Genomic DNA, 13,668 nt, shown 5'->3' with positions numbered 1-13,668 from the left:
AACTACAAAGATAAATACTATTAAGCAGCCGAGTAATTCCTTTATTGTTAAGGTATCACCTAAAATTACAAAGGCTGCTATTACACTAAATACAGATTCTAATGATAAAATAAGTGTTGCAACTGCTGGATGGATATATTTTTGTGCAACAACCTGTAATGTATATGCAATACCACAGGAAAAAACACCTGCATATAATAAAGGAATTAAGGCTTTTACAATTAATGAAAAATCTATTTTTTCAGTGAGTATTGCTCCAATAAGACAAATAATACCACTTACAAAGAACTGTAAGGAACTAAGTGTTATTCCATCAACTGTTTTGAAATAATCAATTACAATTATGTGAATTGCAAAACCAAGTGCACAGAGAAGCAGGAAGATATCGCCTTTTTCAAGGGTAAAGGAATCATTAATACAAAGTAGGTACATACCAACAATTGCACCAAAGGCACATACAAAATTCTTCTTTTGAAGCTTTCTTCCCATTAATACTAATATGAATGGAACAAATATATTATAAAGCGAAGTAATAAAGCCTCCCTTTCCAGCTCCTGACTCAGCAACTCCTATTTGCTGTAATACAGATGCAATAGCAAGGGCACTACCACAGCATAGTCCAGCAATTATTGCATTTTTATCGTCATTTTTTGTAGGCTTTTGTTTCTTTCTATTATTTAACACAAAAGGAATTAATACAAATGATCCTATAAAGAATCTAATGAAGTTAAAGGTAAATGGTCCAAGGTAATCACTCGATACATCTTGAGCCACAAATGAGCATCCCCAAATTAGGGCTGTTAATAGTAAAAGTACTGTTGCAGTTTTTTTATTCATGGCTCGAAATAGTAACACTTTAATTATTTTCATTAAATAGTACTTTCTTATTTTGACAAGGAATTAAAATATGTTAGAATAAAATCAGTCTTTTGAGGAGGAATTTATGCAGCTTACACAAAGACAGCAAAATATCTATGATGGGAAAGAGGGTGAAGTAAAAGCAAAAATCATGAAGACCCTCGTGATGTACGGTGAAACATTTGGAGCAACCCGTATGGCAGATATTACATCTGATAAAGGGCATCTTGTAACTAGCTTTGGTTTATCAGTTATGAAGCCTGTTTATGAGTTAATGGATAAGATAATCGAAAGTGGTGCTGTATCAACACAGCGCTTTACAGTAGACCCAAAACCACTTGATCCAAATGTTCCAAAGAACCTTATACAAGAAATCTTTTTTAGGGTAATGTATTCAAAGCAAAATGATTACGATGAACAACTAAAAAAGTTAGGAATAGTAGGTGATGATGGCTATACCTGTACTTGCTACATGAGTGAAGTAGGAAATACACCTAAAGAAGGTGATATCCTTTCTTGGGCTGAGAGTTCTGCTGTTGTATATGCTAACAGTGTTCTTGGAGCAAGATGCAATAGAAATAGTGGTATTTTCGATCTCTTTGGTTCGATTGTTGGATGTGTCCCTTATTTTGGTCTATTAACCGATGAAGGAAGAAAAGCAACTTGGCTAATTGAGGTTAAAACAAGCAAAAAGCCTGAAGCACAGCTACTTGGTTCTGCAATTGGTATGAAGGTTATGGAAGAAGTTCCATATGTAATTGGCCTTGATAAATACTTTGATAACCTGGATGGGGCTAAGTCTTATTTAAAGGATTTTGGTGCCGCAACAGCAAGTAATGGTGCAGTTGGTTTGTACCATATTGAAAACCTTACACCTGAGGCTGTAAATCAAAAAAGAGAGTTGTTAGCATCTAACTATAAAACATATGTTATTGATGATGCAGAGCTTGAGAGAGTTGAAAAGAGTTATCCAATTATCTGGAAGGATAAGAATGCAAAGCCAAAGCTAGCATTTATTGGATGCCCTCACTTATCTATTGAGCAGCTCGATGAATGGGCAAATAATATTGATTTTAAGCTTAAAGAAAATAATAAGAAAAAAGTCACCATTCCAACTGTCATGACAGCAGCTCCTGCTGTAGTAAAAGAATTTAAGAACCACGATGGATATAAAAAGCTTAGTAATAGAGGTGTAGTTATTTCTTCTATTTGTCCTCTGATGTATATGAATAATCCACAATGTGGAAAGATGCCTGTTATCACATGTTCAAATAAGCTTAGAACCTATACTAGTGCTAAGTTTATGAAAGAAAATGAGTTACTTAAAGCAATTACAGGAGAAAACGTATGAAAATGACATTTAAAGGTAGAGTAGTTGTAAAGGGTAGTGTCAAAGCAGAAGCTTTAGTCTCTCATGGTGGTTTTAATACTCTAGCTTCTTATCAGCATTCCTTAATGTTTGGTGATAAAACTGCAAAGTGTTCTGACCAAAATAATCCTGATTTATATAACAAAGCAATGGCTGGAAAAGCATTATGTCTTCCTCAAACAATTGGGTCAACTACAGGTGGGTTAGTATTATACTGTGCTGCCTCGATGGAAAGACAAGCTGCATGTCTTCTTTTTAGTAAGCCAATTGATTCGCTTGCAGCTGCAGGTGCAATACTTGCAGATGTATGGACAGACCATTCAATGCCTACAATAGATAACTTAGGAGATGAATTTTTATCCTTCGTTCAAAGTGGTGATACAATTACTGTTAAAGAGGATGGAAGTGTTATTGTAGAGCGATAAAATAATCACATCGTATAAAACTAAAATTAATGGCCCTACTTAAATCAAAGAGGGCCATTAATTATATGAAAACTTAATTGTTTAAAATCAATTTATTTGGGACTACAAGGTTTTATGATCAAATCTTCATTGCTACTTCGTAGGCTTTCCAAATAACACTTCTTAAGTTACCAACACTTAAGCAATCACCAATTAGATGTACATGATTACTCTTCTTTTCCAATGGGTTTGGAATATAACCAGTACTCATAATAACTGAATCAACTGCAATTTCCTTTTTATCTCCGTTTTTAAGCTTTACGATAATTTTACCATCTTGTACTTCATCTATTTTAGTTTCTAAATAAACAGGAGTTTTATTTAACTCGAAATACTCTCTTAAATAAGATGAATTAGCAAGACATACACCCTTTTGAGATACAAGATCATCCTTCATCTCTATAATAATTGGCTTTTTTCCTTCTAATGCTAACTCGTAAGCTATTTCACATCCAGTTAAACCGCCACCGACTACTGCAACAGTGTTACCAACTTCCTTACCTGTAAGGTATTCACAAGCTTCAATTGTTTTTTCAACGCCTTTAATTGGTAATCTTCTTGGCTTTGCACCTGTGGCAATTATTATCTCATTACCTTTAAAAGAAGAAATATCTTTAATTTCACTATTTAAATGTACTTCGATATTTAAATCCTTAATTTGTTTAACATACCAAGCTAAAAGCTCTCTGAGTTTACCTTTATATGATTCAGCAGATGCAGCAATAAATACGCCACCTAGATTATCATTCTTTTCATAGATTACAGGTTCATGACCTCTGAGCTTTAAGACTCTAGCGGCCTCCATACCTGCAATACCACCACCAATAATGATAACCTTCTTAGCCTTTGTGGTCTTTACAATCTTATGCTTATTCCATTGCATTGTCTCTGCATTAACAGCACAACGAGCAAGACCAAGGGAATCAGGTAAATCTTGATCATTAGGAACACCCTTATAGTGACACATATTAAAACAGCCATTGTGACATAAAATACAAGGTCTAATATCATCCTTTTTACCATTAATTAACTTTGTAACCCATTCTTGGTCAGCTAAGAAGCTTCGAGCAAAGCCTGCTCCATCAAGTTTACCCTTACTAATTTCCTCAGCAGCTACATATGGGTCTAATCGGCCAGCACAAACGACAGGAGCTGAAGTAAACTTTTTGATATGCTCAACATCCTCAAGATTGCAGTTTTCTGGCATATAAATAGGTGGGTGAGCCCAATACCAAGCATCATAAGTACCATTATCACAGTTAAACATATCATATCCTGCATCAGTAAGGTACTTAATAGCTTTCTCGCTTTCCTCCATTGTTCTTCCAACTTCTTTATACTCTTCTCCTGGGAGAGCTCCTTTTCTGAAGTCCTTTGTCTTAGAAACAACTGAGTAACGTAGAGAAACAGGGAAGTCATTACCACAAGCTTTTTTAATTCCTTGAACAATTTCTACTGCAAAACGATATCTATTTTCAAATGAACCACCATACTCATCTGTTCTTTTATTTACATATGGTAAAGTAAATTGGTCGAGTAAATAGCCTTCATGTACTGCATGGATTTCAACACCATCAACACCAGCATCCTTAAGTAATACAGCAGTTTTAATAAATGCATCAACCATTTCCTTTATCTCTTGCTTAGTCATTTCACGAGAAGGAACTTTATCTGACCATCTATTTGGTGAAGGGCTTGCTGAAGCTGTGATTTTATCAAGGTTCATAAATGGCTTAGAAACTGCACGCAAAGCTTTATTTGTATATAAATCTTCCATGAGCTTAGAGATGGTAAATGATCTACCAAAGCCAGCTGTAAGTTGAATAAAGAGTTTTGCACCAGTTTTATGAAATTCTGGCATCCATTTCTTTAGGTCATCATACATCTTCTTATTTTTATAAAGCCATTGACCAAACATAGGATTATAAACTGGTTGACAACCAGGAAGTACTAAACCAACGTTGTTTTTAGCAACATTCATGATAAATTGTGCACCAGCCTTATCGAAGTGATTTTTTTCCATCCAACCAAAGAGATCTGTTCCACCCATACTGGTTAATACAATTCTATTCTTTATCTCTAATGAACCTATTTTCCATGGCGTAAATAAAGGTTGTAATTTTTTATCCATTTATTTTTGACACTCCTGCATAAAGATGTCAAAATTATATCACATTAAACATAAGATTCAACAACTTAAATATAATAATTGCTTTTGATTGTTAATTAAGTATAATTATTTATTATTAAATATTTGGAGGGTTTATGTCTGATTACATGAATGGAACAGGTATACAGTACCACTTACACATTAAAAAGGGTGATGTAGGTAGATATGTTATTTTACCTGGAGATCCTAAAAGAGTACCTCTAATTGCAAAGTACTTAGATGATGCAGTTTTAATTGCCGACTCAAGAGAATATGTTACATATACAGGTTATTTAGATGGTGAAAAGGTTAGTGTAACTAGTACTGGAATCGGAGGACCATCTGCAAGTATTGCAATGGAAGAGTTATATAAATGTGGTGCTGATACATTTATAAGAATGGGAACTTGTGGTGGTATTGCACTTCCTGTAATGGGTGGTGATGTTGTAATTGCCACTGGTGCAGTAAGAATGGAAGGGACTAGTAGAGAATATGCTCCAATTGAATTTCCTGCAGTTGCCGATTTCGATTGTGCTCTTGCACTCAGAAGTGCTGCTAAAAAATTAGGTTTTAGATATCACATGGGCGTTGTTCAATGTAAGGATAGTTTCTACGGTCAACACGACCCAGATATCATGCCAGTTAGTTATGAGTTAAAGAATAAATGGGAAGCATGGAAACGTCTTGGTGTATTAGCCTCTGAAATGGAATCTGCAGCTCTATTTACTGTTGCTGCAAGACTTGGTGTTAGATGTGGCTCGGAATTCTTTGTTGTTGGTAACCAAGAAAGAGAAGCTTTAGGAATGGATAATCCTAAGCTTCATGACACTACTAATGCAATTAAAGTTGCTATTGAAGGTATAAGAGAATTAATTAAGCTTGATAAAGAGTAATACCTTTAGCAGTAAATTCTGCTATAGTTTCTGAGAGGAGGGCATCTAATTCGTCCTCCTCATTTGCAATTTTGACTAAATCAATTACAAATAATTCAAGACCTGTTGTTTTATAATCCTCTTGGAGCTCTTGGCATTTATGAAGTCCTAAATCGAGCATAAATCGTTCTTCAGCACGAGTTTTTATTATATCTTTTGTAATGCCAAAATATGATTTATCTGTTTTTAAATTGTAAATTCTAAAAATACCTTTTTCTTTCTTACCAATCAAATATTCTTCCATAAATTGTATTTTTTTTTCATTTCCTTTCTAATTCATTTATATTATCATTAAAAGTGAGATTTTTTGATCTATTATTATCATAAAGGTGGACAAAATGGAACAACAGATTCAAGATTTAGTTGCTTCTATCAAGAAAGAAGGTATAGAAGAAGCTAAAAAACAGAGTGCTGAGATCCTTGCATCTGCTAAAGCAGAAGCTGATGAGATAATCAAGAAAGCAAAAGCTGAAAGTGAGAAAATCATCCAAGATGCAAAAAACAGTGCCAAGCTAGAAGCTGAGAGTGCTAAAGCACAAATCGTTCAGGCAGGAAGAGATGTTACTCTTTCTTTAAAGCAAAACGTTGAGTCTCTATTTAATAAAATCCTTACAGATGATTGCAAAAAGGCTATGGACCCAACTTTACTAGCTTCATTAATTACTCAAGCAGTTAATGCAGATTTAAATGGTGTTACAGCTGAGGTTTCTGAAGGTTTAAAGGATGATGTATTTAAGGCTCTTACTAAGGAAGTTGCTCAAAAGATTAAGGAAAAGGATTTCTTAAAAGAGAGTAAAGGTGTGCTTTCTGGTATTAAACTTACAAGCAATGATGGATCAGGATATATTGATATGTCTGCAGAAGAATGTGCTCTTCTGATTAAACCATATCTTTCCGAGAGGCTTAAAGAGCTTATCGGCTGATAGGACAGCTTATGGGTAATTATTACTATCTAGTACCGACACTTCCTGCTCTTAAGAGTGATATGACCAGCTATATGACAATGGAAGAATTTTTAAATCTTTGTAAGGGATATCTATCTAAAAAAGATTTTGAAATTCTTTCTCATGCAACCTTAAATGGTAGTGATGAAGTAAAAGGAAATCATTTTATTAAAGAGTTTTCTCACTTCAGATCAATGGTTGATCAAGCACTAATAGAAGAAAGAGCAAAGAAGCTAGGACTTAATGACGATATATATGTCAATAAGGGTGAGAAAGAAAACCGCATTAGGGAAATAGTAAAGAAGGCTGTGTACTCAAAGGATCCTCTTGAGGGTGAAAAGATTATTTTAAATCTTTATTGGGACTTTTTAGAAAAAGAAACAGGTCTTGGGCACTACTTTGACCTTACATTTTTAATTAGTTATGCGCTTAGACTTCAAATCCTTTCAAGACTATCTGTCTTTACTGTGGAAAAGGGTAATGAGGAATTCTCAAAACTCTTTGGAACATTGAAAGAGGAAATATTCCGCTAGAGGTAGAAATATGGATAATAACAGAGGACGTGTTGTCTCCGTCAACGGCAACATGGTAAATGTTGAATTCACAGGTGCTATCACAAAGAACGAAGTAGGTTACATCCTTTTAGGTGATACTCGTTTAAAGAGTGAAGTTATCAGAATCAACGGTAATACAGCCTCCCTCCAGGTATATGAAATGACTGGTGGTGTCGCTGTTGGTGACGAGGTTGAGTTTACTGGTGAGCTGTTATCTGCAGAACTTGGACCAGGCTTATTAACTCAAATTTATGATGGTCTTCAAAATCCACTCCCAAAACTTGCTGAGGAGTGTGGATTCTTCTTACAGCGAGGTGTATATCTTACAGCTATTCCTGATAAGGATTGGCCTTTTACACCTGTTGCAAAAGTTGGTGATACAGTAGTTGCTGGAGATACTCTTGGTACAGTTCCAGAAGGTGTATTTACACATAAAATAATGGTTCCATTTAACCTACTAGGAGAGTGGAAGGTATTATCAATTAATGGCGCTGGAACATACAATGTAAGAAGCACAATTGCTGTAATTGAAAACGATAAGGGCGAAAAGAAAGAGCTTTCAATGGTATTTGAATGGCCTGTAAAAAAAGCTATTAAATGCTATGAGGAGAGACTTAGACCAGATGAAACAATGGTTACTAAGATTCGTCTTATCGATACCTTCTTGCCAGTTGCTAAGGGTGGTACATACTGTATTCCAGGCCCATTTGGTGCTGGTAAAACCGTACTTCAGCACTTAACAAGTAAAAATGCTGATGTTGATATTGTAATTATTGCAGCTTGTGGTGAAAGAGCAGGTGAGGTAGTAGAAGTTCTTAAGGAATTCCCTGAACTAATTGACCCAAAAACAGGCAGAAGCTTGATGGAAAGAACTATTATTATTTGTAATACTTCTTCAATGCCTGTTGCCGCTCGTGAAGCATCTGTTTATACTGCGGTAACACTCGCCGAGTACTATAGAAATATGGGACTTGATGTTCTTCTGCTAGCAGACTCAACTTCTCGTTGGGCTCAAGCTATGAGAGAGATGAGTGGTAGACTTGAAGAAATTCCTGGAGAGGAAGCTTTCCCTGCTTACCTTGAATCAAGAATTGCTGAGTTCTATGAAAGAGCTGGTAAGGTAAGATTAAAGGATGGAACAACTGCTTCTGTAACTATTGGTGGTACAGTATCTCCAGCAGGTGGTAACTTCGAAGAGCCTGTAACTCAGGCAACATTAAAGGTAGTAGGTGCTTTCCATGGACTTTCTCGTGAAAGATCTGATGCAAGAAAGTATCCTGCAATTGATCCACTTGATTCCTGGTCAAAGTATGAAGGTGTTTTACCAGCTAAAGAAGTAAATGCAGCTTATAAAGTTCTCCTAAGAGGTAATGAAGTTAACCAGATGATGAAGGTAGTAGGTGAAGAAGGTACTTCACTTGAAGACTACATTACTTACCAAAAGGGCGAATTATTAGATAGCGTATACTTACAGCAGAACTCATTCGACCCAGTAGATGCTCAAGTTACTGTTGAAAGACAAATTGAAACCTTTAATGTACTTTATGATATTTTGATGAGTGATTATGACCTTCAAGATAAGAAAGATGTAAGACTCTTCTTTAACAAGGTAAGACAGGCATTCTTAGACTGGAATGGTACAGCTGAGAGTGATAAATCTTATAGTGTAAGAAAAGCTGAATTAATCACGCTATATAGTGAAAAGAAGAGGGGTTAATCATGCAGAAAGTATATACAAAAATTGAATCTATTGTGGGAAACGTAATCACTGTAAGAGCAACGGGTGTTAAGAACCAGGACCTTGCAGAAGTTACAACAAAATCAGGTGTAAGCTACGCTAACGTAATTAAACTTGATCATGATTTAGTTTCTTTGCAAGTTTTTAGTGGCGCTCAAGGTATTAGTACTGGAGACAGTGTTAGGTTCTTAGGTGTACCAATGAGAGTAAGTTTCTCAGATAACTTACTTGGTAGAATCTTTAATGGTTCTGGCGAGCCAAGAGATAATGGACCTGCATTAAATGAAAACATGATTGAAATTGGTGGACCATCTGTAAACCCAGCTAGAAGAATTATTCCAAGAAACATGATTAGAACAGGTATTCCTATGATTGACGTATTTAATACACTCGTTGAATCACAGAAATTACCTATCTTCTCTATTTCAGGTGAACCATACAACCAGCTTCTTGCAAGAATTGCTATGCAAGCTGAGGTTGATTTGATTGTTCTTGGTGGTATGGGTCTTAAATATGATGACTACCTATTCTTCAAAGAAACTCTTGAAAAGAGTGGTGCTATGAGTAGAACAATTATGTTTATTCATACTGCATCAGACCCAACTGTAGAGTGTACACTTGTTCCTGATATGGCACTTGCTGTTGCAGAACAATTTGCTATTAAAGGTAAAAAAGTACTTGTACTTCTTACCGATATGACTAACTACTGTGACTCTCTAAAAGAAATGGCAATTACTATGGACCAGGTACCATCTAATAGAGGTTATCCAGGAGATCTTTACTCTAACTTAGCTGCTCGCTATGAGAAGGCTGTAGACTTTGAAGGTGCAGGAAGTGTTACAATTTTAGGTGTTACAACAATGCCTGGTGATGACGTTACTCACCCAGTTCCAGATAATACTGGATATATTACAGAAGGTCAGTACTACCTTAGAGGTGGTCACATTGAGCCATTTGGTTCATTAAGCCGTCTTAAGCAACAGGTAAATAAGGATACTAGAGATGACCATAGAGCCCTAATGGATGCTATGATTAAGCTTTATGCAGCTTATAAAGAATCTGTTGAGAAGAAGGCAATGGGATTCTTAATGAGTGAATGGGATGAAAAGTTATTAAAGTATGGTTCATTATTTGAAACTAAGTTAATGGATCTTTCTGTAAACATTCCTCTAGAAGAAGCTCTTGATCTTGGATGGGAAATTCTTTCTGAGTGTTTTGAAAAGAACGAAACTGGATTAAAGTCTGATTTAATCAGCAAATACTGGCCTAAATAAGGAGAGTGTTTTATGGCTGTCAAACTGACAAAGAATGAACAGAAGAAGCAGAAGGATGCGCTTAAACAATTTAATCGCTACCTTCCTACACTGCAATTAAAAAAGCAGCAGCTTCAAACTGTCATTAGACAAATTGAAGGTGAGATAGTGGAGTACAAAAAAGCTCAACAGGAGTTAATTGACTCACTACAACACTGGATTGCTGTCTTCGGTGAAAACAGTTCTTTTGATTCTCTCCATAGTCTAGATAACCTTGTTAAGATTGATGAAATTAAGAAAGGTAAGGGTAATATTGCTGGTGTCGAAATTCCTGTCTTTGAGGATTTGACATTTCAGGACATTCCTTATTCTCTCTTTGAATACCCACTTTGGGTAGATGCTGGTCTTGAAGCTTTAAAGAAAGCAAGTGTCTTTGATGCAAAAGTTAAAACACTTCAAGAACAAATTGATTTACTTAATAAGGAGTTAAGGACAACGAGTCAGCGTGTTAATCTCTTTGAGAAGGTTAAAATACCTGAAGCAAAAGAGAATATCAGAAGAATTGGCATTTATCTCGGTGATCAGCAGACCTCTGCTGTCGTAAGAGGAAAGATCGCTAAAAAGAAACTTACAAAGGAGGAAAGTGCATGATTGAAGGCATGTTAAGTGTAACTCTTGCAGCACCAGTAGCTGAAAAGAAAGAAATGCTAAAAAGCCTAAGAAAGCTAGGATTAATGCATATATCCTCTCTTAAAAAGAGCTCAGAGGCATCAGATATCATTGATCGTGATATCACGAGTATGATGAATGTTTTAGCTGCGATCAAAGAGGAGTGTGGTAAACAAAAGAACATTGAGCAAAAGAGCTTAAGTGCTAAAGAGTTTAAAGAACTAGATAACACCTTAAAAAGTCTTATTGCTGAAAGAAGCCAAAATGTAGAGGAATTAAGAAAACTATCATTTGTTAAAGCAGAACTTGAACCTTGGGGAGATTTTTCTCCATCAGACTTAAAGTTCTTAACAGATAATGGTGTTAGTCTTTATTTCTACACTATTGGTAAAAAGGAAAAGGAAACATTAAAGAATCAAGAAGATGTTAGCTTTATTTCATTAAAAGAAGTTAACTCAATGAATGCAATTGCAGTAATTGGAAAGCCTCTTGATAAAACTTTCCCTGCCAATGAGTTTATCCCTAATGAAGTTTCACTTTCTGATGTTTTAGCAAAGGAAAAGGAACTCAATAATAGACTTTCATTTATAAAAGAGTCTTTAGTTAATGCTTCTTGTTATACTAGTGAGTATAAGAAGAGAATTAATTTAGCTAGTCAAGATTCTTTATTTGAAAAGGTTGATGCAACCTGTGAGGATGTTGAAGTAATTACTCTCCTACATGGATATATTCCTCAGGACGATATTACTTCATTTAAGGATTATGCTTCTGAAAAAGGCTATGCATATTTAATTGATGAAATTAAGGATGATGAAAATCCTCCTACAAAGATTAAATATAAAGGTCTTATTAGAATTATTAAACCTCTTTATGACATCCTTGGTACTGTACCTGGATACAGAGAATATGATATTTCTTTGTACTTCCTTTTATATTTCTCACTTTTCTTTGCTATGATTATTGGAGATGCAGGGTATGGACTTATTTTCGTATTAATCGCAGCTCTAATACATATAAAGAGTAAAAAGGCAAGTGACATAGTAATTCTTATCTATGTTCTAGGCGCGACGACAATAGTATGGGGTGCTTTAACTGGCACTTGGTTTGGTAGTGTACAAATTATTAATGCATTACCATTTCTGAAGCTATTTATAATACCATCGATTTGTAACTTCTCTATGGAGTTATATGGTATTGAATCTGCATTTGCACAAAACTGTGTAATGAAGTTCTGTTTTATCCTTGGTGCAAGCCAAATCGGACTTGCTTGCGTAATTAATGTAGTAAGTAAGATTAAAGAAAAGAACCTTTCATTTATTGCAGATATTGGATGGCTTATAGATGTATTAGTGATTTACATGCTTGTTCTATTCCTAGTATTGAATGAAGAAGTAAACTTTGGATTAATCGTAGGTGGAGTTGCATGTGGATTTATCCTAGTATGTCTCTTTGGAAAACAAGAGCCAGGACTTAAGTTTTCTAAAGGTTTAGTAAAGAGTCTTTCAGATGCTTTCACAGTATTCTTAAACACAATTAGCTGTTTTGGTAATGTGATGAGCTATATTAGACTTTTTGCAGTAGGTATGGCTTCTCTTGCTATCGCTGATTCATTCAACGAAATGGCAGGTGGTTTATTATCTGGTTTTGCGCTTCCTGCAGGTATACTCGTACTTGTAATTGGACATGCACTAAACCTTGTAATGGGATTGCTTAGCGTCGTAGTACATGGCGTAAGACTCAATCTTCTCGAATTCTCCAATCAGCTCGGCATGGAGTGGACTGGATACAATTACGATCCGTTTAGAGAAACGGCAATTAAATAATAAAAGTTTACAAAGGAGATATTAATATGTCTAATTTAGCTTATGTAGGTATGGTTTGTGCTCTTTGTTTTTCAGCCATTGGTTCAGGTCTTGGTGCAGGTCTCGCTGCACAGTCTGCAGTAGGTGGATGGAAGAAGTGTTATTCAGAAGGTAAGCCAGCTCCATTTATCATGGTTGCTTTCGCAGGTGCACCTTTAACACAGACAATCTACGGCTTCTTGCTCATGAACTTCATCAACTCTGCTTTCCAGGCTACAGGTAACATGCTTATGTGTCTTGGTGTTGGTGTATTTGGTGGTCTTGCAATTGGTTTATCAGCATTCTTACAGGGTAAGGTTGCAGCTTGCTCAGCAGATGCATTAGCAGAGACAGGTAAAGGTACAGCTAACTACTTCATCGTAGTAGGTATCGTTGAAACAGTAGCTCTCTTTACACTTGTATTCAGCATGCTCCTTTTAAATAGCTGATTAATTACAATAGATACTAATAAAGGCTGTGGATTGCCACAGCCTTTATCTTTTAAAAGCATTTATTAACTAATTGAAGTAGTTTTCATATCACTAAGCCTTAAGTTATGAATTATTAATGAACCAATATAGAAGATTACTGCTAAGATAACTCCAGAAATCGGCTCGGCAAAATTAACAGTTTTATTACTAATTGAAACAGTTATTATCTCTTCAATGTTTGAAAATACAGTAAAGTATAATAGACAAATAGTTCCAATTACTATAAAAGAAATAAAAGGTTTAAATAGGGTAGTAATTGAAGAAAAGAAACACCCTGCAGCAAAACAAAACAGAGATGTTGTTATTGCCATTACTATTAAATCTATATTTGTAACAATAGAAGAACCTGTAAATGAACAAATAAAGTTTAATAGGACAATACAAATTGTTGATACTATAATGGCAA

14 protein-coding genes are annotated in these 13,668 nt (G+C 35.3%); 10 read left to right on the top strand and 4 right to left on the bottom strand.

From position 1 onward, the window contains the following. The coding region (locus SOY52_RS02905) for a DMT family transporter (protein WP_320847482.1) at window positions 1–837 on the bottom strand (837 nt) is incomplete at its 3' end. A 106-nt stretch (window positions 838–943) separates the two neighbouring features. Here SOY52_RS02905 and SOY52_RS02900 point away from each other — a divergent pair. Both SOY52_RS02900 and SOY52_RS02895 read left to right on the top strand, forming a co-directional pair. Then, a complete protein-coding gene (locus SOY52_RS02900) occupies window positions 944–2,209 on the top strand; it encodes an aconitase X (RefSeq protein WP_320847481.1) in 1,266 nt (421 codons plus the stop codon). Further along, on the top strand, window positions 2,206–2,652 hold the full coding sequence (locus tag SOY52_RS02895; RefSeq protein WP_320847480.1) for an aconitase X swivel domain-containing protein: 447 nt from the start codon (window positions 2,206–2,208) through the stop codon (window positions 2,650–2,652). Before SOY52_RS02900 ends, SOY52_RS02895 begins: the two co-directional genes overlap by 4 nt. A gap of 118 nt (window positions 2,653–2,770) precedes the next feature. On the opposite strand, the gene SOY52_RS02890 is transcribed toward SOY52_RS02895, so the two are convergent. Continuing rightward, a complete protein-coding gene (locus SOY52_RS02890; RefSeq protein ID WP_320847479.1) occupies window positions 2,771–4,822 on the bottom strand; it encodes an FAD-dependent oxidoreductase in 2,052 nt (683 codons plus the stop codon). A 134-nt stretch (window positions 4,823–4,956) separates the two neighbouring features. Between SOY52_RS02890 and udp the strand changes: the two genes are divergently transcribed. Continuing rightward, window positions 4,957–5,733, top strand: coding sequence for a uridine phosphorylase (udp, locus tag SOY52_RS02885; protein ID WP_320847478.1), 777 nt, complete (start codon window positions 4,957–4,959; stop codon window positions 5,731–5,733). Here udp and SOY52_RS02880 read toward each other — a convergent pair. Continuing rightward, window positions 5,714–6,016 carry a hypothetical protein gene (locus SOY52_RS02880; protein ID WP_320847477.1) on the bottom strand — a complete coding sequence of 101 codons (303 nt, stop codon included), beginning with the start codon at window positions 6,014–6,016 and terminating at the stop codon, window positions 5,714–5,716. The genes udp and SOY52_RS02880 overlap by 20 nt on opposite strands. Window positions 6,017–6,110: 94 nt before the next feature. Between SOY52_RS02880 and SOY52_RS02875 the strand changes: the two genes are divergently transcribed. Genes SOY52_RS02875 through SOY52_RS02845 form a run of 7 tightly spaced genes read left to right on the top strand, consistent with a single transcriptional unit; the run spans window position 6,111 to window position 13,220 of the window. Continuing rightward, complete coding sequence (locus SOY52_RS02875) at window positions 6,111–6,695, top strand: V-type ATP synthase subunit E (RefSeq protein ID WP_320847476.1); 585 nt, start codon at window positions 6,111–6,113, stop codon at window positions 6,693–6,695. Window positions 6,696–6,706: 11 nt separating this feature from the next. Further along, a complete protein-coding gene (locus tag SOY52_RS02870; protein WP_320847475.1) occupies window positions 6,707–7,249 on the top strand; it encodes a DUF2764 family protein in 543 nt (180 codons plus the stop codon). Window positions 7,250–7,259: 10 nt separating this feature from the next. Continuing rightward, complete coding sequence (locus tag SOY52_RS02865; protein ID WP_320847474.1) at window positions 7,260–8,987, top strand: V-type ATP synthase subunit A; 1,728 nt, start codon at window positions 7,260–7,262, stop codon at window positions 8,985–8,987. A 2-nt stretch (window positions 8,988–8,989) separates the two neighbouring features. Further along, on the top strand, window positions 8,990–10,282 hold the full coding sequence (locus SOY52_RS02860) for a V-type ATP synthase subunit B (protein ID WP_320847473.1): 1,293 nt from the start codon (window positions 8,990–8,992) through the stop codon (window positions 10,280–10,282). 12 nt (window positions 10,283–10,294) lie between these two features. After that, on the top strand, window positions 10,295–10,912 hold the full coding sequence (locus SOY52_RS02855) for a V-type ATP synthase subunit D (RefSeq protein WP_320847472.1): 618 nt from the start codon (window positions 10,295–10,297) through the stop codon (window positions 10,910–10,912). Further along, the gene (locus tag SOY52_RS02850; protein ID WP_320847471.1) at window positions 10,909–12,753 is read left to right on the top strand and encodes a V-type ATP synthase subunit I; all 1,845 of its coding nucleotides are present in this window, start codon (window positions 10,909–10,911) and stop codon (window positions 12,751–12,753) included. Before SOY52_RS02855 ends, SOY52_RS02850 begins: the two co-directional genes overlap by 4 nt. 26 nt (window positions 12,754–12,779) lie before the next feature. After that, window positions 12,780–13,220, top strand: a complete 441-nt coding sequence (locus SOY52_RS02845) for a V-type ATP synthase subunit K (protein WP_154424932.1) — start codon at window positions 12,780–12,782, stop codon at window positions 13,218–13,220. A gap of 65 nt (window positions 13,221–13,285) precedes the next feature. Here the strand turns inward: SOY52_RS02845 and SOY52_RS02840 are convergent. Next, window positions 13,286–13,668 (bottom strand): hypothetical protein (locus tag SOY52_RS02840; RefSeq protein WP_320847470.1); only part of this gene is annotated, 383 nt, incomplete at its 5' end.

Origin of the sequence: Bullifex sp. (assembly GCF_034103065.1) — a bacterium.
GTDB lineage: Bacteria > Spirochaetota > Spirochaetia > Sphaerochaetales > Sphaerochaetaceae > Bullifex.
Note: the sequence above shows the minus strand (reverse complement) of the source record. Positions and strands in the feature narration are given on the sequence as shown.

Excerpts from the sequence above, each read along its gene's own strand:
- SOY52_RS02890 (WP_320847479.1), bottom strand. The coding sequence starts at position 4,822 with ATGGATAAAAAATTACAACCTTTATTTACGCCATGGAAAATAGGTTCA.
- SOY52_RS02850 (WP_320847471.1), top strand. The coding sequence starts at position 10,909 with ATGATTGAAGGCATGTTAAGTGTAACTCTTGCAGCACCAGTAGCTGAA.
- SOY52_RS02855 (WP_320847472.1), top strand. The coding sequence starts at position 10,295 with ATGGCTGTCAAACTGACAAAGAATGAACAGAAGAAGCAGAAGGATGCG.
- SOY52_RS02870 (WP_320847475.1), top strand. The coding sequence starts at position 6,707 with ATGGGTAATTATTACTATCTAGTACCGACACTTCCTGCTCTTAAGAGT.
- SOY52_RS02845 (WP_154424932.1), top strand. The coding sequence starts at position 12,780 with ATGTCTAATTTAGCTTATGTAGGTATGGTTTGTGCTCTTTGTTTTTCA.
- SOY52_RS02860 (WP_320847473.1), top strand. The coding sequence starts at position 8,990 with ATGCAGAAAGTATATACAAAAATTGAATCTATTGTGGGAAACGTAATC.
- SOY52_RS02875 (WP_320847476.1), top strand. The coding sequence starts at position 6,111 with ATGGAACAACAGATTCAAGATTTAGTTGCTTCTATCAAGAAAGAAGGT.
- SOY52_RS02895 (WP_320847480.1), top strand. The coding sequence starts at position 2,206 with ATGAAAATGACATTTAAAGGTAGAGTAGTTGTAAAGGGTAGTGTCAAA.
- SOY52_RS02900 (WP_320847481.1), top strand. The coding sequence starts at position 944 with ATGCAGCTTACACAAAGACAGCAAAATATCTATGATGGGAAAGAGGGT.
- SOY52_RS02865 (WP_320847474.1), top strand. The coding sequence starts at position 7,260 with ATGGATAATAACAGAGGACGTGTTGTCTCCGTCAACGGCAACATGGTA.
- SOY52_RS02880 (WP_320847477.1), bottom strand. The coding sequence starts at position 6,016 with ATGGAAGAATATTTGATTGGTAAGAAAGAAAAAGGTATTTTTAGAATT.
- udp (WP_320847478.1), top strand. The coding sequence starts at position 4,957 with ATGTCTGATTACATGAATGGAACAGGTATACAGTACCACTTACACATT.